Source organism: Derxia gummosa DSM 723 (genome assembly GCF_000482785.1).
Classification (GTDB): domain Bacteria; phylum Pseudomonadota; class Gammaproteobacteria; order Burkholderiales; family Burkholderiaceae_E; genus Derxia; species Derxia gummosa.
Map to the genome: position 1 here is coordinate 260820 of NZ_AXWS01000014.1, position 22551 is coordinate 283370.

At 71.1% G+C, this 22551-nt stretch carries 18 protein-coding genes; 7 read left to right on the plus strand and 11 right to left on the minus strand.

What is annotated here, in order from left to right:
- The first annotated feature begins 140 nt into the window (after positions 1 to 140).
- Positions 141 to 470, plus strand: a complete 330-nt coding sequence (locus H566_RS0114580) for a hypothetical protein (RefSeq protein WP_028312011.1) — start codon at positions 141 to 143, stop codon at positions 468 to 470.
- 308 nt (positions 471 to 778) lie between these two features.
- Positions 779 to 4180 carry a beta strand repeat-containing protein gene (locus H566_RS0114585; RefSeq protein ID WP_028312012.1) on the plus strand — a complete coding sequence of 1134 codons (3402 nt, stop codon included), beginning with the start codon at positions 779 to 781 and terminating at the stop codon, positions 4178 to 4180.
- Between the two features lie 92 nt (positions 4181 to 4272).
- Here H566_RS0114585 and H566_RS0114590 read toward each other — a convergent pair whose 3' ends face one another.
- A complete protein-coding gene (locus H566_RS0114590) occupies positions 4273 to 4695 on the minus strand; it encodes an organic hydroperoxide resistance protein (RefSeq protein ID WP_028312013.1) in 423 nt (140 codons plus the stop codon).
- A 360-nt stretch (positions 4696 to 5055) separates the two neighbouring features.
- Here H566_RS0114590 and H566_RS30405 point away from each other — a divergent pair, with 360 nt between their 5' ends.
- Entirely contained in the window at positions 5056 to 7860 is a 2805-nt protein-coding gene (locus tag H566_RS30405) for a calcium-binding protein (protein WP_051378797.1), read from the plus strand.
- Between the two features lie 105 nt (positions 7861 to 7965).
- Here the strand turns inward: H566_RS30405 and H566_RS25355 are convergent, their stop codons facing one another.
- Entirely contained in the window at positions 7966 to 8475 is a 510-nt protein-coding gene (locus H566_RS25355; RefSeq protein ID WP_084545130.1) for a MarR family winged helix-turn-helix transcriptional regulator, read from the minus strand.
- Between the two features lie 248 nt (positions 8476 to 8723).
- Here H566_RS25355 and H566_RS27570 point away from each other — a divergent pair, with 248 nt between their 5' ends.
- Complete coding sequence (locus H566_RS27570) at positions 8724 to 9410, plus strand: calcium-binding protein (RefSeq protein ID WP_051378798.1); 687 nt, start codon at positions 8724 to 8726, stop codon at positions 9408 to 9410.
- Positions 9411 to 9581: 171 nt separating this feature from the next.
- The gene (locus H566_RS0114610) at positions 9582 to 11714 is read left to right on the plus strand and encodes an NAD(+) synthase (RefSeq protein ID WP_028312014.1); all 2133 of its coding nucleotides are present in this window, start codon (positions 9582 to 9584) and stop codon (positions 11712 to 11714) included.
- 117 nt (positions 11715 to 11831) lie between these two features.
- Here H566_RS0114610 and H566_RS27575 read toward each other — a convergent pair whose 3' ends face one another.
- From H566_RS27575 to H566_RS27580, 3 genes are all read right to left on the minus strand, one after another.
- A complete protein-coding gene (locus H566_RS27575) occupies positions 11832 to 12188 on the minus strand; it encodes a hypothetical protein (RefSeq protein WP_051378799.1) in 357 nt (118 codons plus the stop codon).
- Between the two features lie 150 nt (positions 12189 to 12338).
- Positions 12339 to 13376, minus strand: a complete 1038-nt coding sequence (locus tag H566_RS25370; RefSeq protein WP_084545131.1) for an AI-2E family transporter — start codon at positions 13374 to 13376, stop codon at positions 12339 to 12341.
- 164 nt (positions 13377 to 13540) lie between these two features.
- The gene (locus H566_RS27580) at positions 13541 to 14566 is read right to left on the minus strand and encodes a bacteriohemerythrin (RefSeq protein WP_051378800.1); all 1026 of its coding nucleotides are present in this window, start codon (positions 14564 to 14566) and stop codon (positions 13541 to 13543) included.
- 188 nt (positions 14567 to 14754) lie between these two features.
- Here H566_RS27580 and H566_RS0114630 point away from each other — a divergent pair, with 188 nt between their 5' ends.
- Both H566_RS0114630 and H566_RS0114635 read left to right on the plus strand, forming a co-directional pair.
- Entirely contained in the window at positions 14755 to 16074 is a 1320-nt protein-coding gene (locus H566_RS0114630; protein ID WP_028312015.1) for an Hsp70 family protein, read from the plus strand.
- A 219-nt stretch (positions 16075 to 16293) separates the two neighbouring features.
- Positions 16294 to 16749, plus strand: coding sequence for a cupin domain-containing protein (locus H566_RS0114635; protein ID WP_028312016.1), 456 nt, complete (start codon positions 16294 to 16296; stop codon positions 16747 to 16749).
- Positions 16750 to 16852: 103 nt separating this feature from the next.
- Here the strand turns inward: H566_RS0114635 and H566_RS0114640 are convergent, their stop codons facing one another.
- The 6 genes from H566_RS0114640 to gntR form a co-directional block, all read right to left on the minus strand.
- Complete coding sequence (locus H566_RS0114640; protein ID WP_425387955.1) at positions 16853 to 17677, minus strand: transglutaminase-like domain-containing protein; 825 nt, start codon at positions 17675 to 17677, stop codon at positions 16853 to 16855.
- 47 nt (positions 17678 to 17724) lie between these two features.
- The gene (locus tag H566_RS25380) at positions 17725 to 17970 is read right to left on the minus strand and encodes a hypothetical protein (RefSeq protein ID WP_034411850.1); all 246 of its coding nucleotides are present in this window, start codon (positions 17968 to 17970) and stop codon (positions 17725 to 17727) included.
- Between the two features lie 433 nt (positions 17971 to 18403).
- The gene (locus H566_RS0114650; RefSeq protein WP_028312018.1) at positions 18404 to 19726 is read right to left on the minus strand and encodes an MFS transporter; all 1323 of its coding nucleotides are present in this window, start codon (positions 19724 to 19726) and stop codon (positions 18404 to 18406) included.
- Between the two features lie 48 nt (positions 19727 to 19774).
- Positions 19775 to 20380, minus strand: a complete 606-nt coding sequence (locus H566_RS25385; protein WP_084545132.1) for a gluconokinase, GntK/IdnK-type — start codon at positions 20378 to 20380, stop codon at positions 19775 to 19777.
- Positions 20381 to 20504: 124 nt separating this feature from the next.
- Positions 20505 to 21242, minus strand: a complete 738-nt coding sequence (locus H566_RS0114660; protein WP_156924447.1) for a hypothetical protein — start codon at positions 21240 to 21242, stop codon at positions 20505 to 20507.
- A gap of 140 nt (positions 21243 to 21382) precedes the next feature.
- Complete coding sequence (gntR, locus tag H566_RS0114665) at positions 21383 to 22402, minus strand: HTH-type transcriptional regulator GntR (RefSeq protein WP_028312020.1); 1020 nt, start codon at positions 22400 to 22402, stop codon at positions 21383 to 21385.
- Positions 22403 to 22551 lie beyond the last annotated feature (149 nt).

Consider the following 22551-nt stretch of genomic DNA (forward strand, 5'->3'; position numbering starts at 1 on the left):
TCGATTACGGCATTCCGTCACGTCAGCGCACTTCCTACACGCCCCGGATTGCGCTGCCAAAGCGGCTTTCACCGGCCCATCGCGCCGCGTCATGCGAGGTGACGATGCAATCCCGCAGTCACCGAATTGAAGGAGATGGCATGACCGCCCCGTTCAACCAGCCCGAGTGGGCCGAACTCGTGGCCGACAGCTGCCGCGCACTCGACGCTTACGACAGCGGTCGCAAGCCGATGGACGCCGACGACTACCGCCACGTCGCCGCCCGCCTCGAAGCCCTCGTGCGCCAGGTGCGCACGCCGCAGACGCTGTATCTGCCGAGCGCCGCCTACCGTCACGCCGCCGAGAACGTCTACTTCGAAGCCAACCGCCGTCTGCTGGAGCCGCGCCGCCTCGCGTTGCGCGCCGCCGCCGAAGCCCAGGTGATCGACGCGCTGCAACGCACGCTGCGGCTGCGCAAGACCGAGGAGTGAGGCGGGCGGGCCATCCGCGCCGGAAGAGATCCGGCGCCGGAAGCCATGTGCTGCCGTGATGGCCAACCGGGACCGACGGCCAATTCCGCCCTCGGCCCGAAAACCCCGTCGCCACCGCGCCGCGCCAGCGTCAGCCTCGCGCCCGTCGGCACTCTTGTATCAACCGTCCGTCCAGAGCACGCGCCCGCACTGCTCTCGGAATGCGTCCTCTCGCCGTTTAGGTCTTTTTCCGATCACCGGAAACGCGTAGAAACCGCACGGAAAACTCCGTGCGATTTCGCACACCTTCCAGACGGACGAGACAGGCGATGGCGATCTTTACCGGCAACGCATCCAGCAACACCCTCATCGGCGGCGCCGGTGACGACAGCATCAGCGGCCTCGGCGGCTACGACAGCCTGAGCGGCGCGGCGGGCAACGACTTCATCAGCGGCGGCGACGGCAACGACACGCTCGAAGGCGGTGAGGGCAACGACACGCTCGCCGGCGACGCCGGCAACGACAGCCTCACCGGCGGCACCGGCGCCGACAGCTTCGTGCTCGGCGAGGGCTACGACACGATCGGCGACTTCGACATCAACGCCGACCGCATTGATGTCTCGGGCTACGGCATCAGCGACTACGCGACGCTCCAGCGCCTGCTCGGCTACGACAACGCCGGCAACGTGACGCTGTCGTTCTGGGCCGCCGGCAGCCAGCGCAGCACCACCTTCACGGGCCTGTGGACGACCGATTTCGACCCGGCCCGCGTCACGCTCAACACCGCCACTACGGCCGACGCGCTCACCGGCACCAACTACGGCGAAGTGCTCATCAGCGGCCTCGGCAACGACACCGTGGTCGGCGGCGATGGCAACGACTTCATCTTCGGCGAGGGCGGCAACGACCTGCTCTATGGCGGCTCGGGCACGCCGACGGGCGAGATCTACGGCGGCAACGACACGCTCGTGGGCGGCGCCGGCAACGACAAGCTCTGGGGCGGCGGCAACGACGACGTGCTCGAAGGCGGCGACGGCGCCGACACGCTCGAAGGCGGCCGCGGCGACGACAGCCTGCTCGGCGGCACCGGCGCCGACGTGTTCGTGCTCAACGCCGAAGGCGCGAGCGAGAACGACCGCATCGGCGACTTCAGCAGCGTCGAGGGCGACAAGCTCGACCTGCGCAACCTCGGCATCAGCGACGCCGACACGCTCCAGCGCCTCATCAGCAACAGCGAGAGCGCGACTTCGTTCAGCTATCGCACCGGCAGCGGCTACACCCACACCATCACCTTCGACGGCGTGGCGATCGCCGGCATCGCGCCGGCCAACCTCATCCTGAGCACCACGGTCAGCAACGACAACGTGCTCGGCAGCAGCTATGCCGACGACCTGTTCGGCGGCCTCGGCAACGACACGATGGCCGGCACCGACGGCAATGACCAGCTGTTCGGCGAGGGCGGCAACGACGTGCTCTACGGCGGCTCGGCCTCGCCGCTGAGCGAGGCGTACGGCGGCTACGACGCGCTGTTCGGCGGCGCCGGCAACGACCAGCTCTACGGCGGCGGCGGCAACGACACGCTCGACGGCGGCGCCGGCCTCGACACGCTCGACGGCGGCATCGGCGACGACACCCTCGGCGGCGGCGGCGGCGCCGACGTGTTCGTCTTCCGCGTCAGCGACAACAGCAGCGACACGGTGCTCGACTTCTCGCAGGCCGACGGCGACCGCATTGATGTGAGCGCGCTCGGCGTGGGCGACTTCGCGAGCCTGCAGCGGCTCATGAGCACGACCTACTACAACTACGGCTCGACGCTCGTGGTCGCGGCCAACGGCAACACCGGCTACCTCACGCTCAACGGCGTGAGCTTCGGCCAGCTGACCGCCGCCGACTTCATCTTCAGCACCGACACCGTGGCCGGCAGCCTGATCGGCAGCAGCTACGGCGACGCGCTGTTCGGCGCCGGCGGCAACGACACCATCACCGGCGCCGATGGCGACGACCGCCTGTTCGGCGAAGCCGGCAACGACGTGCTCTACGGCGGCTCGGGCAGTCCGACCGGCGAGACCTACGGCGGCAACGACCTGCTGTCGGGCGGCGCCGGCAACGACCAGCTGTTCGGCGGCGGCTACAACGACACGCTCGAAGGCGGCGCCGGCAACGACACGCTCGACGGCGGCAAGCACAACGACACGCTCACCGGCGGCAGCGGCGCCGACCGCTTCATCGTGCGCAACGAAGGCGTGACCGAGACCAATCTCGTCACCGACTTCAGCGTCGCCGACGGCGACCGGCTCGACGTGACCGCGCTCGGCATCAGCGACTTCGAGACCGTGCAGCGGCTGTTCGCGAGCAGCGCCACCGGCACCACCTTCACCGTGCGCGCGGATGGCTACACCAACACCTTCCAGCTGCGCGGCCTGAGCGCCTCCGACCTGACGGCGGCGAGCTTCGTGTTCTCCACCGCCTCCACCGCCAACGCCGTCACCGGCGGCAGCGGCTATGACGACCTGTTCGGCGGCCGGGGCAACGACACCATCACCGGCGGCGACGGCTACGACCGACTGTTCGGCGAAAGCGGCAACGACGTGCTCTACGGCGGCACCGCCAGCCATGTGGCCGACCGCTACGACGGCTACGACTTCCTGTCGGGCGGCGCCGGCAACGACCAGCTCTACGGCGGCGGCGGCTACGACACGCTCGACGGCGGCAGCGGCGACGACACGCTCCAGGGCGACGACGGCTACGACACCCTCATCGGCGGCGACGGCATCGATCTGGCCTCCTATGCCGGCGAGGCCACCGGCGTGCGCGTCAACCTGCTGGCCGGCAACGTGGGACGGACCGGCAACAACTATGCGGAAGACCGGCTCGTCGGCATCGAGGGCGCGATCGGCACCGACCAGGCCGACCGCTTCACCGGCGACGCGGGCGACAACCTCTTCTTCGGCGGCGCCGGCAACGACGTGCTCGTGGGCGGAGCCGGCAACGACGTGCTCAACGGCGGCAGCGGCGACGACAGCCTGAGCGGCGGCGCCGGTCTCGACGTGGCGAGCTACACGCTGGCCAGCGGCGCGATCAGCATCAACCTGTCGACCGGCATCGTGAGCGGCGCCGACGGCGAAGACGCACTGCTGTCGATCGAGGGCGTGTCGGGCAGCGGCTTCGCCGACCGCATCACCGGCAGCAGCGCGGCCAACCTGCTCATGGGCAACAACGGCAACGACACGATCTCGGCCGGCGCGGGCGCCGACACGCTCGTGGGCGGCGCGGGCAACGACAGCCTCACCGGCGGCAGCGGCGCCGACGTGTTCGTGTTCGACAGCGCGACCGGCAGCGACCGCGTCACCGACTTCTCGTCGGGCGGCGACAAGCTGAGCTTCGACGCCTCGGTCTGGGGCCTCGGCGACGGCGACGCGCTGCTCGAAGGCGCGGTGGCCATCGCCGGCCCCGGCGGCTTCGCGCGCGGCGCCGAGCTGGTGATCGTGACCGACGGCTTCAGCGGCAGCATCACCAGCGCCGCCAGCGCCGCCGCCGCGATCGGCAGCGCCACCAGCGCCTATGCCGTCGGCGACGACCGGCTGTTCGTCGTCAACAACGGCACGCAATCGGCGGTGTGGGAGTTCCATGCCGACAACGCCAACGCGGCGGTCGAGGCAGGTGAGCTGTCGCTGGTGACGCTCGTCGTCAACACCGCGACGACGGTGGTGGGGGATTACCAGTTCGTGTGACGCCGGTCGGCGGGCGGCATGCCCGCCGGGCACCGGAACGGCCGGGACGGGCGGAACACGGGCCGACCGGCCCGGCTCCGCCGACCGGGTGATCAGGCGATCACCAGCGTCACGTCGATGTTGCCGCGCGTCGCGTTCGAGTACGGGCAGACGATGTGGGCGGCATCCACCAGCTTCCGCGCCACGTCGCGGTCGAGGCTGGGCAGCGAGATGGTCAGCTCGGCCTGGATGCCGAAGCCGGTCGGGAGCGGACCGATGCCGACCTTGCCGGTGATCTGCGCGTCGGCCGGCAGCGCGACCTTCTCGCGCGCGGCGACGAACTTGAGCGCGCCCAGAAAGCAGGCCGAATAGCCGGCCGCGAACAGCTGCTCGGGGTTGGTGCCGGCGCCGTTGCCGCCCATTTCCTTCGGCAGCGCGAGCGCCACGTCGAGCTTGTTGTCGCTGGTGACGGCGCGGCCGTCACGGCCGCCGGTGGCGGTGGCTTCGGCGGTGTACAGGACCTTTTCGAGGGACATGACGGACTCCTTGGACCGGGGTGACGGCGCCGGGCTCGGTCGCCGGCGCCATAACATTGAACACGATTTGATCGTACACGATATAAATGATTGGCCGAGCATCAAGTGTTTCCGGTTGTGATCCGCGGTCCGACGGCAGTGGCGACGGGAATGGCCGCCCGGTCCGGTCGCGCGGTTGCGGCGCTCCGTCCAGGCATTGGCGACTCCGTCCGCTTGCGCCGTCACCCCGGCGGCACACACCGCGCATCCGCGCAGGCATGATCACGCCCCCCTGCCAGGCAGCACGCCCGGCCGGACGCGCGCCCCGCCCGCAGCAGGACCGGGGCCGCCATGTACACGACACATCAGACCAGAACATTCATGGGCGTATTCGCAGGCAACCCGTCGCTCGATCTCGACGAATCCATCGTCGGCTCGGCCGGCAACGACAGCATCTGGGGCTACGGCGGCAATGACACGCTCCTCGGCGGCTATGGCAACGACGTCATCTACGGCGGCGACGGCGACGACACCATCGACGGGGACGAAGGCTTCGACACCCTCTTCGGCGGCGCCGGCAACGACCTGCTTTACACCGGCATCGCCTTCGAGGGCGGCGAGGCCCACGGCGGTGACGGCGACGACACCCTCATCGGCAGCTACACCGTCGACGCCCTGTACGGCGACGACGGCAACGACGTCATCACCGCCAGCGCCAATCCCGACTACGCCTGGGGCGGCAACGGCGACGACAGCATTGACGGCGGCAGCGACAACGACAATCTCCACGGCGACGACGGCCGCGACACGATCGACGGCGGCTGGGGTCGCGACACCCTCGACGGCGGCGCGGGCGACGACCTGCTGCGCGGCGGCGACGACGACGACACGATCCGGGGCGGCAGCGGCGACGATTCGATCGACGGCGGCGACGGCAGCGACACCATCGAGGGCGGTGCCGGCAACGACAGCATCGACGGCGGCGCGGGCGACGACACGATCGACGGAGGCGATGGCAGCAACTCGCTGTCGGGCGGCGCGGGCAATGATCGGCTCTGGGGCGCCGCAGGCCGCGAGACCCTGCGCGGCGGCGACGGCGACGACACGATCTACGCCGACATTGCCTACAACGGCAGCAGCCCGACCGCCGGCGATGTCATCGACGGTGGCAGTGGCAACGACAGCCTCCTCGGTGCCAGTGGCGCCGACAGCATCCGTGGCGGTGATGGCAACGACACCATCACCGGGGACAGCGGCAACGACACGCTCATCGGCGACTACGGCAACGACGTCATCTACGGCGGTGACGGCGACGACACCCTCGACGGGGACGAAGGCTTCGACACCCTCTTCGGCGGCGCCGGCAACGACCTGCTCTACACCGGCATCGCCTTCGAGGGCGGCGAGGCCCACGGCGGCGACGGCGACGACACCCTCATCGGCAGCTACACCGTCGATGCCCTGTACGGCGACGACGGCAACGACCTGATCACCGCCGGCGCCAATCCCGACTACGCCTGGGGCGGCAGCGGCGATGACAGCATCGACGGCGGCAGCGACAACGACCATCTCGACGGCGACGACGGCCGCGACACGATCGATGGCGGCTCGGGCCTCGACACCCTCGACGGCGGCGCGGGCGACGACCTGCTGCGCGGCGGCGACGACGACGACACGATCCAGGGCGGCGACGGCGAAGATTCGATCGACGGCGGCGACGGTAGCGACGTCCTGCGCGGCGGCGCGGGCGGCGACCGCCTCGACGGGGGCGCGGACGGCGACAACCTCGAAGGCGGCGGCGGCGACGACAGCCTCGAAGGCGGCGACGGCAACGACTGGCTCGCGGGCGACGACGGCAGCGACGCGCTGTCCGGCGGCGCGGGCGACGACTGGCTCTCGGGCGGCGCGGGCAACGACAGCCTCGACGGCGGCAGCGGCACCGACAGCCTCGACGGCGGCGCCGGCAACGACACCGTCATCGCCGGCGGCGACGGCGACACGCTCGACGGCGGCGACGCCATCGACACCCTCAGCTACGGCCGCGTCGGCCACGGCGTGGTGGTACTGCTCGACGCGACGCTCGCCACGGGCCTGACCGGCGACGACGTGGTGAGCGGCTTCGAGCGCGTGACCGGCAGCGCGCATGCCGACACGATCGGCGGCAGCAACGGCGCCGACCTGCTCGCCGGCGGCAGCGGTGATGACGTGATCGACGGCTACGGCGGCAACGATGTGCTGCGCGGCAATGCCGGCAACGACAGCCTGTCAGGCGGGGCGGGCAACGACACCCTCGCCGGCGCCACCGGCGCCGACACGCTCGACGGCGGCGCGGGCGACGACACCTTCATCGTCACCGACGGCGACGGCGGCCGGATCGAGGGCGGCGCGGGCAGCGACCTGCTGTCCTTCGCCGGCGCGGGGAGCGCGGTCACGCTCGTGCTCGACGCGACGCAGGCGGGCGTCGACACCGGCAGCGCCAGCCTTGCCGGCGGCAGCGCGGCGATTGCGATCGACGGCATCGAGTCGGTCATCGGCAGCGCGTATGCCGACGTGCTGCGCGGCTGGCAGACCGCCGTGCGCATGGACGGCGGCGCGGGGGACGACACGATCACGGGCGGCGCCGGCAACGATCGGCTGCTGGGCCGCGACGGTGCCGACGCCCTGTCGGGCGACGCCGGCAACGACACGCTCGAAGGCGGCGACGGCAACGACACGCTCGACGGCGGCAGCGGCGGCAACAGCCTGCGCGGCGGCGCGGGGGCCGACAGCTTCGTGTTCTTTGCGCCGGACGGCCTGAACCGCGTGCTCGACTTCACTGCCGGCAGCGATCGCGTGGTGCTCGGCCTGGATGACCTGATCGATGGCGACGGGCAGGTGCGGACCGTCGGCGCGCATGCCGGCGTGTCGGCGCAGGACACGGTCGTGATCATCGACGCCGACCTGCGCTCGCTCGGCAATGCGCGGCAGACCGCCGCCGCGATCGGTCATGCCGATCAGGCCTGGTCCGTCGGCGAGGCGCGCCTGTTCCTGACCGACGACGGCGCACGCAGCGCGATCTGGCTGTTCACGAGCGCCGACGGCGATGCGACGGTCGATGCGGACGAGCTGACAATGGTCGGCCTGGTATCGGGCGGCGTGCTCGGCGCCGCCGACATCGACTACACGACGAGCTATCTGTTCGCCTGAGCGTCGGTGCGGAGGCGGTTCCGGCCGCGCCCGCCGCCGGTGCGGCCCGCGCATGGCGCCCGCGCGGGCGGATCGGCGCGGCAGCGCGCCACGCTTGCGGACGCGCTAGCCGCCCGCCGCCTGCAAGCGCTTGCGCAACGCCTCCAGCCGGGCCTTCAGCTCGGCCAGTTCGGCCAGCCCGCAGCCGGTCGCCTCGAGGATGGCGGGCGGCAGCGGATGGGCGCGTTCACGCAGGGCGCGGCCCGCGTCGGTGAGGCTGACGATCACGCGGCGCTCGTCGGCCGTGTCGCGGCTGCGCGCAATGAGGCCGGCCTGCTCCAGCCGCTTGAGCAGCGGCGTGAGCGTGGCCGAATCGAGAAACAGCCGCTCGCCCAGTTCGCCCACGCCGAGGCCGTCGCGCTCCCACAGCAGCAGCATCGCGAGGTATTGCGGATAGGTCAGGCCAAGCTCGGTGAGCAGCGGGCGATAGACCTTGGTCATCGCCAGGCTGGCCGAGTACAGGGCGAAGCAGAGCTGGTTGTCGAGGCGCAGGGCGGCGTCGCGGTCGAAGGGCGGACCGTCATCGACGGCGACGGGCGGACCGAGGGGCGGCAGGGGGGCGGCGAGCGGATTCATGGATCGAGTCTGCCCGCGCATGCGATTCAGTCGCAAGCGATGAAATCGCACCAGAGGTTGTTGGCGGTCACTGGCCGCGCGAGGGTGCGGGTTCCGTTTCACCGCTCGTCGGCCGGTTTTCTATTGTCTGCTTTACAGATGTGAAAAAAGCACATTCAATACGCACATCAAACGGCGACCCGCGCAACCTTCCAGACGCGGCCGCCAACCGGGCGCCATGCGGCGCCACCCCACCCGAGGAGAACGACATGGCAGGCAAGCGCGGCGGTCACGACGACATCAACCACGAGATCAACCACATCCGCGGCGGCCGGGGCGCCGACGACCTTGCAGGCACGACGGGCGACGACAGCGTCACCGGCGGTGCGGGCAATGACCGGATCCATTCCGGTGCCGGCAACGACGACCTGAATGGCGGCTCGGGCCGCGACCGCATCGAGGCCGGTGCGGGCGACGACCGCATCAACGGCGGCAGCGGCAGCGACGTGCTGCGCGGCGGTGACGGTGCCGACGTGTTCGTGTTCGACAACCTGAGCGGCGCCGACAAGGTGAGCGACTTCGTCTCGGGCACCGACAAGATCAGCTTTGCCGCCACCACGCTCGGCATCGGCAACGGCGACGCCGTGGTGGACGGCGCGGTGTCGGTGGCCGGGCCGGACGGCTTCGCGGCCTCGGCCGAACTGGTCATCGTCGAGACCGACGTGGTCGGCCGCCTCACCAGCGCCGCCGCCGCCGCTCACGCCATCGGTAGCGCCGATTCGGCCTATGCCGTGGGCGACACCCGCGTGTTCGTGACCGACAACGGCACGAGCAGCGCGGTGTGGGTGTTCGAATCGGCCGATGCCGACGCCACCGTCTCGGCCGGCGAGCTGACCCTCGTCGCCACGCTCGAGCATGCGGCGAGCACGACCGTCAGCGACTACGTCTTCGCCTGAGGGCGGCCGGCGCGGGGCCGGACAGACCCGTCGGCATTCACGGCGCGGGCTTCGCCGACATGCCGCGGCGCCCGCCTCGGTCAGAATCGCCCGGTCGCCGTCTTTCCGGCGGCCCGGGCCGGCCCGATCGACGGGCGCGGGCAGGGCCGCCTCCGCTTCCGGTTCCCGCCCATGAGCTTCTTCAGCCTCTACCGCCACGGCTTCGCGCGCGTGGCCGCGTGCAGCAATCCCGTCCGCCTCGCCGATCCGGCCAGCAATGCCGCCGCCGTCGCCCGCCTCGCGCAGCGGTGCCATGACGACGGCGTCGCGCTCGCCGTCTTTCCCGAGCTGGCGCTGTCGGGCTACGCCATCGACGACCTGCTGTTGCAGGACGTGCTGCTCGACGCGGTGGAAGCCGCCGTCGAGACGCTGGTGGAAGCCTCGTCGCACTGGCGCACGCTGGTGCTCGTCGGCGCGCCGCTGCGCCATGGCAACCGGCTCTACAACTGCGCGGTGGCGATCCAGTCGGGCCATCTGCTCGGCGTCGTGCCCAAGACCTACCTGCCCAACTACCGCGAGTTCTACGAGAAGCGGCATTTCGCGTCGGGCGCGGGCGTGGCGGGGCAGACGATCGCGGTCGGCGCGCGCAGCGTGCCCTTCGGCACCGACCTGCTGTTCGAGGCTCACGACCTGCCGGGCTTCGTCGTGCATGCCGAGATCTGCGAGGACGTGTGGGTGCCGGTGCCGCCCAGCGCCACCGCCGCGCTCGCGGGCGCGACCGTGCTGGCCAACCTGTCGGCCAGCAACATCACGATCGGCAAGAGCGACACGCGCCGGCTGCTGTGCAAGTCGCATTCGCTGCGCTGCGCCGCCGCCTATCTGTACTCGGCCGCCGGCCTCGGCGAATCGACCACCGACCTCGCCTGGGACGGCCAGGTGAGCATCTACGAATGCGGCGAGGTGCTGGCCGAGAGCGACCGTTTCCCGACCGGCGACCAGATCGCCACCGCCGACATCGACCTCGACCTCATCCGCCAGGAGCGCGCCCGCATGGGCAGCTTCGACGACAACGCGCGCGCGCTCGGCGCGGCGGCGGGACCGGGGACGCAGCAGTCGCCCGCCATGCCCGACGTGACCCTGCCCGCGCCGCTGCACGCAGCCGCGAGCATCAACGGCTGGCGCCGCGTCGGCTTCCTGCTCTCGCTGCCGGCCGATGACCTCGGCCTGCGCCGCCACATCGAGCGCCTGCCCTTCGTGCCCGCCGACCCCGAGCGCCTCGCCACCGACTGCTACGAGGCCTACAACATCCAGGTCGCGGGCCTCGTGCAGCGCCTGCGCGCGACCGGGCTGAAGAAGGTGGTGATCGGCGTGTCGGGCGGGCTCGACTCGACGCATGCGCTCATCGTCGTCGCGCGCGCGATGGACCTGCTCGGCCTGCCGCGCGCCAGCATTCACGCCTACACCCTGCCCGGCTTCGCCACCGGCGACGCCACCAAGAGCAACGCCTGGGCGCTGATGCGCAGCCTCGGCACCACCTGCGCCGAGATCGACATCCGCCCCGCCGCGCTGCGCATGCTGGAGGACATCGGCCATCCCTACGCCGAGGGCGAGGCCCACTACGACCTCACCTTCGAGAACGTGCAGGCCGGCCTGCGCACCGACTACCTGTTCCGCCTCGCCGGCCACCTCGGCGGCATCGTCATCGGCACCGGCGACCTGTCGGAACTGGCGCTCGGCTGGTGCACCTACGGCGTCGGCGACCAGATGGCGCACTACAACGTCAACGCCGGCGTGCCCAAGACGCTGATCCAGCACCTGATCCGCTGGGTCATCCACGAAGGCCTGTTCGACGCCGACACCAGCGCGACGCTCGACGCCGTGGTCAACACCGTCATCTCGCCCGAGCTGATCCCGGCTGGCGAGGGCGACGCGCCGCAAAGCACCGAGGCCAAGATCGGCCCCTACGAGTTGCAGGACTTCAACCTGTACTGGCTTGCGCGCTTCGGCTTCCGGCCGTCGAAGATCGCCTTCATGGCGCACCGCGCCTGGGGCGACGCGGCAAGCGGCGCCTGGCCGCCCGGCTTTCCGGCGGACAAGCGCAATGCCTATTCGCTGGAGGAAATCGGCAAGTGGCTGCGGCTGTTCATCGGCCGCTTCTTCGCCAACCAGTTCAAGCGCACGGCGATGCCCAACGGGCCGAAGGTGAGCCACGGCGGTGCGCTGTCGCCGCGCGGTGACTGGCGCATGCCGAGCGATGCGTCGGCGACGGCCTGGCTGGCCGAACTGGACGCGGCGCTGGCCGAGGCGGCGGGCAGCTCGGACTGAGGTGGATCCGACGCGGCTACCTCGCCGACATCAACACCGGCTCCGGCGGGGACGATGCTGGTGCGCCGCGGCCTTGTCACGCCTCCCCCCTCGGCAAGGCAGGGCGCGCCGCGCCGCTCAGGGCAGCAGGCCGCGCTGAAGCTTCGACACCTCGTCGTAGGTGCTGATCGAGTCGCGCAGCATCTCGATGAGGACATTGCGCCGGGGTTCGGGCGCGGCAGGCTGCACCGGAGCCTCGGTCTGGGGCGCTGGCGCGACCGGCTCCCGGCATTCGAGCAGACCTTCGTCGAGCAGGCGGCTCACGGCATCGAGATCGGGAGAGCCGGTCATGACGATGAGTTCGGCCACGCTGCGCTGGCCATCGGCCAGCAGCAGCAGGTTGCGTTCGCGGCGCGACAGGTTCAGGCGCCGGCCTGCCACTTCGTCCTTCCCTGCGGCGGTCTTGGCCGGCACGGCATCCATCGTCAGTTCCATGGGGTTTCCTTGTTATCGCTGCGGTTCGCGCCAGCCCCTGCTGGGCCAGCCCCGGCCTGATCAGGCCGGGTGAGCGTAGTGAGACAGCAAGCACCGAACCCGGGCCTCAGGTAAAACCCTTGTTACAAACCCCAAAGTGCCTGATTTCTCCTAGATCAGGCGCACGCGCACCAGTTCGCTCTTCACGAAGGCGTACACCACGGGCGCCGCCACCAGCCCGCCGATGCCCCATACCGACTCGAAGGCCAGCATCGCCACCAGCAGCTCCCACGCATGGGCATGGACCCGGCCGCCGATGATGCGGGCGTTGAGGAAGTACTCCAGCTTGTGAATGAAGATCAGGTAGCCGAGCGACGCTGCCGCCGTCACCGGATGATGGGTGAGCGCCACCAGCACGATCGCGGTATTGCTGATGAGATTGCCGGCCACCGGAATCAGCCCGATCACGAAGGTGAAGGCGATCAGCGTCTTGAGCAGCGGCAGCTGCACGCCGAACAGCGGCAGGATCGCCGCGAGGTAGATCGCCGTCATCGTCGTGTTGATGGCCGAGATCCGCACCTGCGCAAAGATCACGTTGCGGAACGCCGCGCCGAAAGCGGCGAGCGTGCGGTGCAGCGTGGCGGCAAGTGGCCCGCCGGCAAAGCCCCGGCTCGCCTCGCGCAGCGACACCATCGCGCCGACGATCATGCCGATCAGCAGGTGCACCACCATCAGTCCGGCGCTGCGGCCGGCCAGTTGCAGCTCGGCCGCGTGGGCGCGCAGCAGCTCGGCGCCGCGCTCGCGCAGCTCGTCGAGGCCATCGGGCACGTAGGCGGCCCAGCGCTCGGGCAGCGCGTCGCGCACCTGGTCGAGCACCTCGGCGCTGCGCGCGATGACCTCGGCCATCGCCGGCCCGCGCGCGAAGGCGATCAGCCCCAGCCCCGCCGCCACCAGACCGCCGACGACCACCGTCGTCAGCACGCCGATCACGATCACCTTGCGCCGGCCCCGGCTCTGCACCGGAGCGTGCTCGGCCAGCAGATGCACCAGTTCATGCACCAGGCAGCCCGCGAACAGCGCCGCGAGCAGATGGAAATGCAGCACGAACACCAGACCGGCCAGCACCAGACCGAAGCCGACGGCCTCGCAGCGCGTGAACCCGACCTTGCCGCCCTCGGGAGCCGGGGCAGCGTTCTCGACAGGAATCATGGGGGAGGACAGAAAGCGCCTTGAAGGCGGGGCCGCCATGGTAGTGCCGAGCCGCCGAGCGCCGGACGGCGCCAGAGGTGACGGATGTTGCGAGGACTGTCAGACGGCGCGGGCCGCCGAGGCGATGGCGCCAGGCGCCCTCGGCCGGCGCGACGGCCGCCGCGTCAAACCTTGGGCGGCGTGAACAGCCGCGTGAGGTCACGGCGCAGCTTGATGCCGGCAAGCGCATAGGGGCCGCCGTCGAGACCGTGCTCCATCACCTTGTCGCGCTGGCCGGCGCGCAGCATGAGGATCAGCTCGGTGGCCTGGCGGTGCAGTTCGGCATGCCACATCTGCACGTCGGCATAGGCCGGATGGCTGGCGAAGCGCTGGCGCGCCTCGTTGGCGATCCAGATGCCGAGCGCCGACAGCTCGCTGCGGCCGACCACGGCCGGGTCGAGTTCGGCCTCGCGGCCTTCCTCGATGGCGGAGCGGAACTGAGCCTTCCAGCGCATCAGCAGCTCGACGGCGCGCGTGAGGTCGATCGCGTCCTCGGGCGAGATGTTGGTGGCATGCGGCGCCGCGGTCGTGGTGTGCGGCAGCGCCGGGCGCGTGGCCGGATTGATCATCGTGGCCGGCCCCTGCATGCGCGTGTTGTGCTGGACCTGGGGCACCGGCTCGGCCGAGAACACCCGCTTGAGCCAGCCGCCGAAGCCCTTCTGCTGCGTGGCCTGCTGGGTGTGGGCGCCAGCGCCGCCGAAGAAGCGCGCGAAGAAGCCGGCCCGGCTGCGGCGCACGTCGGCATGCAGTTGGCGCTCGTATTCACCGAAGTCGCGGTCGGCGCGAAGGATGTGGCTGACCAGCCAGTCGCTCAGGAAGTTGACGATGTCGAGTTCGAGCGGGAAGCCGGCCTGGAGGCGCTGCTTCTCGACCCGCACGCGGGCGACGAAGTCGTCGTGCTTGGCCTTGTGCGACGGAAAGTCGGGATAGCGCGCGTGGAGCATGTAGCGCTCCTCGTCGGCGAAGTGCAGCACCGTGTAGTGCTCCAGCGCATCGACGATCTCGCGCACCTCGGCCGAGCTGGCGTGGTGGACGGCGGCCTCGTACACGCGGTTGACCAGCTCGAACAGCCCGCGGTGCTGCTCGTCAACCTCGGGGATGCCGACGCTGTATTCCTCGTCCCAGACAACCAGGGCCTGACTGCTTTCCATGAGTTCCTCGACCGATTCGCAATGCGGTCGAGCATCCTGGCTCGCAGTCGGCTTTCGATTGACTCGGCGCAATCCGAGCAAGCCAGTCAAGTGACAAATCTCACGGTTTTTTGCCCGCGAGGCGGGCACTGACAGCAGCACGGTGGCTGCTAGTCTTGCGCGCCCTCCTCCTTCCCCACGGCAAGCCCATGACCCATTGCGCCATCGACTTCGGCACTTCCAACTCGGCGGTCGCGCTGCCCGCGCGCGCGTTCCGCCCGGTCGGAAGCGGCGCCGCCACGCCGCCGGCCGACGGCGCCGGCGTGCCGGCCGGTGGCGTGGTGCGCCTCGTGCCGCTCGAAGGTCAGGCCGTCACGCTGCCGACCGCCGTCTTCTTCGACGCCGACAACAACCGCATCGACTACGGCCGCGCCGCCGTCGCGAGCTACATCGACGGCATCGACGGGCGGCTCATGCGCTCGATGAAGAGCATCCTCGGCAGCGACCTGATCGAGCGCACGACCGACATCGGCGGCGGGCGCGGCATCCCCTACATCGGCGTGATCGCCACCTTCCTGCGCCATCTGAAGGCCAAGGCCGAGGCCGCCGCCGGCAAGCCGCTGACGCAGGTGGTGCTCGGCCGGCCGGCCTTCTTCGTCGATGACGACCCCGAGCGCGACATCGCCGCCCAGACAGCGCTCGCGGCGGCGGCGCGCAGCGTCGGCTTCAAGGAGGTGGCCTTCCAGTTCGAGCCGATCGCGGCGGCCTTCGACCATGAGTCGCGGCTCGATCACGAGCAGCTCGTGCTGGTGGCCGACATCGGCGGCGGCACGTCCGACTTCTCGCTGGTGCGCGTCGGCCCCGAGCGCGCGAAGCGGCTCGACCGGCGCGACGACATCCTCGGCCACCACGGCGTGCATGTGGCCGGCACCGACTTCGACCGCCGCGTGGCGCTGGCGAGCGTGCTGCGCCCGCTCGGCCACGGCAGCGTCGGGCCGGACGGCAAGCCGGTGCCGAGCGGCGTGTACTTCGACCTCGCGACCTGGCACCTGATCAACACGCTCTACACGCCGCGCCGCATCGCCGACCTCGCGGGCACGAAGCATCTGTACGCCGACCGCGCCCAGCACGCCCGGCTGATGCGCGTGCTCGAAGACCAGCTCGGCCACGGCCTGCTCGGCATCGCCGAAGACACGAAGATCGCCGTCGCGGCCGGCGGCAGCACGCGCGTGGATCTGTCCCTGATCGAGCGCGAACTGGCGCTCGACTTCGACGAGGCCGGACTCGTGCAGGCGGTGGACGACGAGATCGCCCGCATCGTCGGCGCCGCGACCGAGACCGCGCGCCTCGCGGGCGTGGGCACGGACGAGATCGACGCGGTGTACTTCACCGGCGGCTCGACCGGGCTGCGGCTGCTGACCGAGCGCATCCGCGCCGGCTTCCCGAAGGCGCAGGCGGTGACGGGCGACCGGTTTGCCAGCGTGGCGGTGGGGCTGGGGATTCACGCGGGGCGATTGTTCGGAGGCTGAGCGGGTGAAGGTTGTTCGGCAGCGGGACCGGCGGCCGGCGGCAGCGGGCCGGGCTTGCCGCAGTCGCGCGGCGGGACGCGGATGCGGGCCTGGCGCGGCAACGGCGCAACGACGTGGGCAATTCCCCTGCGTCTCGTCGTGCATCCGGCTCTGAGGGTGGACAGGGCGGGCGGGCTCCAATCGGCATGGCCAATCCGGCCATCACCACGGAGACAAACCATGACCACCGCCCACTTCAACCCCGACGGCATCCGCTGGCAGCCCTTCGGCGAGCTGCCGCATTTCGCGTTCTCGATCCTGAACGTGGACATGGAGCAGCGCATCGCCGACGTGATCTTCCGGTTCGACGCCGGGCAGCAGATCGTGCTGCACCGTCACAAGGCGCTGAACCACACCTTCGTCGTGCGCGGCGAGCACCGCATCTACGAGGAGGACGGCAGCCTGCGCGAGTCGCGGCCGACCGGCAGCTACACGATCTCGCCCGCGACCGAGACGCCGCACCGCGAGGGCGGCGGCGAGGTGGATGCGATCGTGCTGTTCAGCATGCGGCCCGGGCAGGACGACCTGCTGTACGAGGTGATCGACGACGCCGGCAATCTGGGCGGGACGATCACGCTCTCGCTGCTGGCCGAGCTGTTCGCGGCGCAGCGTGCGGGCGAGGCGGTCGCGGCCTGACGGGCGGCGGACCGCGACGCGGGGCACGAGGCGGGTCCGCCGCCGGCGGACCGCCGGGCGCGCTGGCCGGCGGTCCGGGCGGCAACGTCGAACTCGCCGCCGCTCAACCGCCGTCTGTCGACAGCGCCATCGCCGTCGCCAGCGGCACGCGCAGCTCGCCGTCCTCGCCCGCGACAGCGCAGATGCCGACCACCGGCGGCGCCGGATCGACCGGGCCGTAGATCGTCGCAAAGGCCACGTCGGCCGCGTCGCGCCCGGTGGCGATGCGCACGAAGCCCATCGGCAGCGCCGTGCCCGACGGGTCGAACAGATACCAGCGATGGCCGAGATAGGCCTCGACATAGGCGTGGAAGTCGGAGGGCCCGAGCGCCGGATCGGCGCCGTAGTCGAGCCCGGTCGTGAAGCGCGCCGGAATGCCCACCGCGCGGCACAGCGCGATCATCAGATGCGCGAAATCGCGGCACACGCCCTCGCCCGAGCGCGCGGTGTCGCAGGCGGTGGTGCTGGCATTTGAACTGCCCGAGCGGAAGCGCACGCGGCGGTTGACCCAGTCGCGGATCGCCGTCACGCGCGCATGGCCGCGCGGCAGCCGGCCGAACTGCTCCAGCGCGAGGCCGTGCAGCACATCCGATTCGCAATAGCGGCTCGGCAGCAGCCAGGGCAGGACGCTGTCGGGCAGGCCGTGCACGGGCACTTCGGCGAGGCTGGCGGGCGCGGCGACGTGATGCTCGATCGCGACCGTCGCCGCATAGCGCACGCGCAGCCGGCCCGGCGGCGCCGACAGCCGCAGCCGCCGGTTGTGGTCGGGCCCCGGCGTCACGCGCCAGTGCAGCGCCGGCGTGATGTCGAGCGACTCGGCGCACAGGCGCTGACGCGCGGTCTGCGCGGCATGGATGCCGAGCACGAGGTCGGCTCCGGGCGCGAACACCTCGTAATCGAGCGCGACCGTGTAGCGCAGGTGGATGGGCGCGGCGCTCAGCGGCTGAACCCGCTGGTGCGACCCGCGTCGGCGCCCCAGTCGAGGCCCTGCTCGCGCGCATAGGCGTGGGCGGCGGCATCGGTGTCGAAGCGGCGGGTGAAGCGGACGATGCGTCCGGTGGTGGAACTGCCCTCGCCGCTGCGGATCGAGAGGCTGGCGCGGAAGCGGCCGTCATCCATGCGCTGCGCGAGCGAGTGGAAGGAGAAGCGGCCGAGCGAAAAGCTGTGGTGTTGCGAAGTCATGGTTGAAACGTCCCGTCGCCCGTCGTGGGCGACACAAGCAGGATTGGCGGCCCGAATGCCATGGGTGCCATCCACGCTCCGAAGGGCGCGCGAGCGCAAGCGCCGGCGGCCGGGCAGCGCCTCGCGAGGGCTGCCGTACAGAACATGAAGGGAAGAAACGGACCCCGGTTGCGGAAGGAAGCGGTCGGGGTCGAGGCGCATGCCGGGATTGACTCGGGGCTCCGTGGCCGGAGCCGGGCTTCGCGGTGAGAGGGCGAAGCTGGCGATGTCGCGATGCGATGCCGCAGGGTAACAGCAGAAGATGACATCACGAAGCGCGAAGTTGCGACGGGATGTGCGTGCTTTCCTTCTGCTGGGTCGCCAATGCCCTCGGCCTGCACGCGCTGGCCTTCGCAGCGCCCGCGCGTACGGGCCGCACGGCCGCGCCGCCAGCTCAGTGCGCCAGCGGCTTCAGCACGCCTTCGCGCACCGGCTCCGGCACCGCCTCGATCTTCCCGAGCAGGAAGGTGAAGCTCGCCATGCCCACCAGCAGCACCACGCCCGCGACGGCAAACGCATTCCCGAACGAGCCGCTGCCGCCCACGATGTAGCCCGTCACGATCGGCGCGACGCCGCCCATGAGGTTGTTGGCGAAGTTCATGATCCCGCCCACCGTGCCGGTGCCGCCCTTGGGCGCGATGAGCGAGGGCAGCGACCAGCCCACCGGCGCCGCCGCCGCCAGCCCCGACAGCGCGAGCGAGATCCAGGCGATCGCCACCGCCGGATCGGTCGTGGTCGTGGCGCCGAACACCGCCAGCCCGCAGGCCATGCCGCCCAGCAGCACGCCCTTGCGCACCTTGGTCTCGTCATGGCCCTTGGCGATGAGATGGTCGATGAGCCAGCCGCCGACGATCAGGTCGGCCACCGTCGCACACAGCCACGGGATCGCCGCATAGCCGGCCGACTTGAGGATGCTCATGTGCATGGTCTGCACGAGATAGCCCGGCAGCCAGGTGAGGAAGAGGTAGAAGGTGTAGCCGTAGGCCGCGAAGCCGATCGTCAGGCCCCAGACCTTCTTCTGCCGGAGCAGGTAGCCGAGCATGCCGACGGCGCTCTCGGTCGAGGTGCCTTCGGGCTGGGCGCCGCCGCCCACGATGTAGTCGCGCTCCTCGCGCGTGAGCTTCGGGTCGGCGCTCGGGTCGCGGTAGATGAGGTAGAAGGCCGCGAAGTAGGCAAAGCTCAGCGCCGCCGTGATGCCGAAGCCCCAGCGCCAGCCCAGGTGCACAACGGCCAGCGCGATGAGCGGCACGCCGATCACGTTCGAGAACTTGGCGGCGGCGTCGAAGATGGCGGTGGCCATCGCGCGCTCGCGGCGCGGGAACCAGTAGCCCGTCGCCTTGCTGCTCACGGGAAAGCCCGGCGCCTCTGCCACGCCGAGGATGGCGCGCGCCAGCAGGATGCCGCCGAAGCCGCTCGCCAGCGCCGTGATGGTCGAGGCCACGCCCCACAGAAAGGCGCCGAGGCGGCCGATGCGCGTGACGCCGAAGCGGTCGAGCACCACGCCGGTCGGGATCTGCAACAGCGCATAGGTCCAGAAGAAGCCGCTGAACAGCAGCCCCATGTCCGAGGCGTCGAGCCCGAATTCCTGTTGCAGCTGGGGCGCCGCCACCGACAGGTTGATGCGGTCGAAGTAGTTGACCAGCACGCCGATGCCGAGCAGGCCGCCGATGCGCCAGCGGCGCCCGCCGCGCGGGCGGGTGGGGGTGGGGGAAGTCATGGGGTCTCCTCGTGGGGTGCCGCGTGGGGCGGTCGGATCGGATGGGGATCAGCGGGCCGGCGTGGCGGCAGGCGCTGACGCGCGACCGTCGGTAGGCAACGGGGCGGCGTCGGTGGCGGGAGGCGACAGCACGGCGGCGCCGGCCGGCATGCCGGCGGCGAGCCAGCCGAGCACCGCGTCGCGGATGGCCTCGGGCGCGGCGGTGACGCTGGCGGTGAAGTGCGGTTCGTCGCCGCGCGGCGGCTCCAGCGCGGCAAACTGGCTGTCGAGCAGGCTCGGCGGCATGAAATGGCCGGGCCGCGCCGCCATGCGCTCGCCGATCAGCGCGCGGCTGCCGGCCAGATGCACGAACACGAGGTCGGGGTCGCCAAGACGCAGGCGGTCGCGGTAGCGCCGCTTGAGCGCCGAGCAGCCGAGCACCATGCGCTCGCCGCGCGCGCGGCCGGCGGCGAGCCGGTCGGCCAGCGCCGCGAGCCAGCCGGCGCGGTCGTCGTCGTCGAGCGGGATGCCGGCGCTCATGCGGGCGATGTTGGCCGGCGGGTGAAAGGCGTCGCCTTCCAGCCAGACCGCGCCGAGCGCCTCGGCCAGCGCCAGCCCGACGCTGCTCTTGCCGCAGCCGGCGACGCCCATCACGACAAGGTTCGGTGCTCGCATGTTTACGTTAACAATCCGTGGTCAAGAAAAAGCGCAGGACAAAGGCTGCGCTTGATGGGGCGGATGTTAGCGTTATCAAACGATTTGCAATCCTCGGGGTTTCCCGGGAATGCAAAGCGGCCATTCAACGGCGGCGCCGCGCGATACGCAGCCCGAGCAAGGCCAGCGCGCTCACGGCGCCCAGCACGGGCAGGGACGGCTCGGGCACGGCGGTGACAGGCGCCGCCGCCCGGACGAGGAAGGTGCCGAATTCGGCATAGCGCTGGTCGCGGTAGATCTGGCTGCCGCTGCCATCGGTGGCGACGGCGGTCGCCCAGGTCGGCGTGATGTAGTAGCCGATCTCGGCATAGCGGCCGTAGTTGCCGTACCAGGGGTGTGTCAGGTAGTCGTCGGCGATGTAGCCCAGGACCGAGCGGCGCAATGTGGGCGAGCCTTCGTCCTCGTAGCGGAAGGTGGTGCCGAGCAGGTTGGCGAGCGTCTGGACGCGCTGGACGTCGTTGAACGAAGGCTGCGGACCGATCACCGAGGCGTTCCAGGTGTGGTGCTGGTTCGGTGCCAGACCGGCCGAGGCAATCAGGGCGCCGACCTCGGCACCGGTCGCGATGTGGAAGCCGAGGTCGAGCCAGCCGCCGCTGCCGCCGGCGATGTCGCGGAACGAGCGGTAGGTCGTGAGGCTGACGTCGAGCCACTCAAGGCCGGTACCGCTGTCGAAGGTGAGATGGGCGTCGCCACTGCCGGCGACGAGATCGCGCTCGACGAGCGCTGCCCGCGCAGGCAGCGCACCGATGCAGGAGAGGACGAGGATCAGGCCGGCGATGCGGCGACGGGCGGGCGCGCCCGCGCGGTACATGCGTGCGTTCACGCTTTCTCCCGTGTTTCTGGCTGGAGGCGCGATCGTGGAGAGCGGTCCTGGGGCGAGCAATTCCTTCGCGGGCGACTGCGGCGAGCCGCCCGGGCAGGCGAGCGCGCGCCCGAACGGCCGGCCGGCGTGCGCCGCCCCCCTCAACCGCTCTCGCGCACCCGCAACTCGAAACCCAGATCGACCGCCGCCTCGCCCGTCACATCGCCTGCGATCAGGTCGAGCAGCCGCCGCGCCGCCGCGCGCCCGACCTGCTCTCGCGGCGTGGCGACGGTCGTGAGCGCGGGCAGGGTCCACGCCGCCGGCTGGAGGTCGTTGAAGCCGACGATCGCGAGCCGCTCGGGCACGGCGATGCCACGCCGCCGCGCGCGGGCGAGCGCGCCGATGGCGAGGTCGTCGTTGCAGCAGAACACGGCGTCGCAGTCGGGCCGGGCGGCGAGGATGCGGTCGAGCAGGTCGGCGCCGAGCGCCATGCTCGACGGCGCGGGGTCGGCGAAGTAGAGCGACTCGTCGGCGAGACCGGCGGCGCCGAGCGCGGCGCGCCAGCCGTCGGCGCGCTTGAGCGTGCGCTCGTCGAGCTGGACGGCCATGAAGGCGATGCGGCGCCGGCCGCGTTCGATGAGGTGCCCGGTCAGCGCGCGCCCGGCCGCGAGCTGCGAGAAGCCGACGCAATGCCGGCCGTCGTCGGCGAGGTCCATGAGGTGGACGGTGGGCAGGCCGTGGCGGTCGAGCCAGGCGCGGCAGTCGGGCGATTGCGCGAGACCGCTCACGAGGATGCCGTCGGGCTTGTATTCGAGATGGCTGCGCAACAGGCGCAGTTCCTCCTCGGCCGAGTAGTGGGTGTTGGCGATGAGGATCTGGTAGCCGGCGGGCCCAAGCACCGCCTCGATGCCGGCGAGCACGTCGATGAACACGGTGTTCGTAAGCGACGGGATGAGCACCAGCACCGTCTGCGAACGCGCCTCGGCCAGCAGCCGGGCCTGGCGGTTGGGCACGTAGCCCATGCGCTCGACCGCGTCCAGGATGCGCTCGCGCAGCGGCTCGGCCACGAGCGCCGGCGTGTTGAGCGCGCGCGAGATGGTGATGGCGCTGACGCCGACGGCCTCGGCGACTTCGGCGAGGGTGACGCGGTTGGCGGAGCGCGGGCGAGGCTTGCGGGGCATGGGAGGCGGCGAACGGAAGGCGCGGCGATTCTGCCAGCGGGCGAGACAGCGGCCTCATGCGCTGCGGCGCGGCCCGCGGGCGCGGCGGCGGTCGGCGGACGCGCAGGCCCGATGCCCGTCGCGGCGACACCCGACCGGGACGCGCGGCC

Coding starts and splice junctions, on each gene's coding strand:
- H566_RS0114580 (WP_028312011.1), top strand. CDS start 141: ATGACCGCCCCGTTCAACCAGCCCGAGTGGGCCGAACTCGTGGCCGAC.
- H566_RS0114585 (WP_028312012.1), top strand. CDS start 779: ATGGCGATCTTTACCGGCAACGCATCCAGCAACACCCTCATCGGCGGC.
- H566_RS0114590 (WP_028312013.1), bottom strand. CDS start 4,695: ATGTCCCTCGAAAAGGTCCTGTACACCGCCGAAGCCACCGCCACCGGC.
- H566_RS30405 (WP_051378797.1), top strand. CDS start 5,056: ATGGGCGTATTCGCAGGCAACCCGTCGCTCGATCTCGACGAATCCATC.
- H566_RS25355 (WP_084545130.1), bottom strand. CDS start 8,475: ATGAATCCGCTCGCCGCCCCCCTGCCGCCCCTCGGTCCGCCCGTCGCC.
- H566_RS27570 (WP_051378798.1), top strand. CDS start 8,724: ATGGCAGGCAAGCGCGGCGGTCACGACGACATCAACCACGAGATCAAC.
- H566_RS0114610 (WP_028312014.1), top strand. CDS start 9,582: ATGAGCTTCTTCAGCCTCTACCGCCACGGCTTCGCGCGCGTGGCCGCG.
- H566_RS27575 (WP_051378799.1), bottom strand. CDS start 12,188: ATGGAACTGACGATGGATGCCGTGCCGGCCAAGACCGCCGCAGGGAAG.
- H566_RS25370 (WP_084545131.1), bottom strand. CDS start 13,376: ATGATTCCTGTCGAGAACGCTGCCCCGGCTCCCGAGGGCGGCAAGGTC.
- H566_RS27580 (WP_051378800.1), bottom strand. CDS start 14,566: ATGGAAAGCAGTCAGGCCCTGGTTGTCTGGGACGAGGAATACAGCGTC.
- H566_RS0114630 (WP_028312015.1), top strand. CDS start 14,755: ATGACCCATTGCGCCATCGACTTCGGCACTTCCAACTCGGCGGTCGCG.
- H566_RS0114635 (WP_028312016.1), top strand. CDS start 16,294: ATGACCACCGCCCACTTCAACCCCGACGGCATCCGCTGGCAGCCCTTC.
- H566_RS25380 (WP_034411850.1), bottom strand. CDS start 17,970: ATGACTTCGCAACACCACAGCTTTTCGCTCGGCCGCTTCTCCTTCCAC.
- H566_RS0114650 (WP_028312018.1), bottom strand. CDS start 19,726: ATGACTTCCCCCACCCCCACCCGCCCGCGCGGCGGGCGCCGCTGGCGC.
- H566_RS25385 (WP_084545132.1), bottom strand. CDS start 20,380: ATGCGAGCACCGAACCTTGTCGTGATGGGCGTCGCCGGCTGCGGCAAG.
- gntR (WP_028312020.1), bottom strand. CDS start 22,402: ATGCCCCGCAAGCCTCGCCCGCGCTCCGCCAACCGCGTCACCCTCGCC.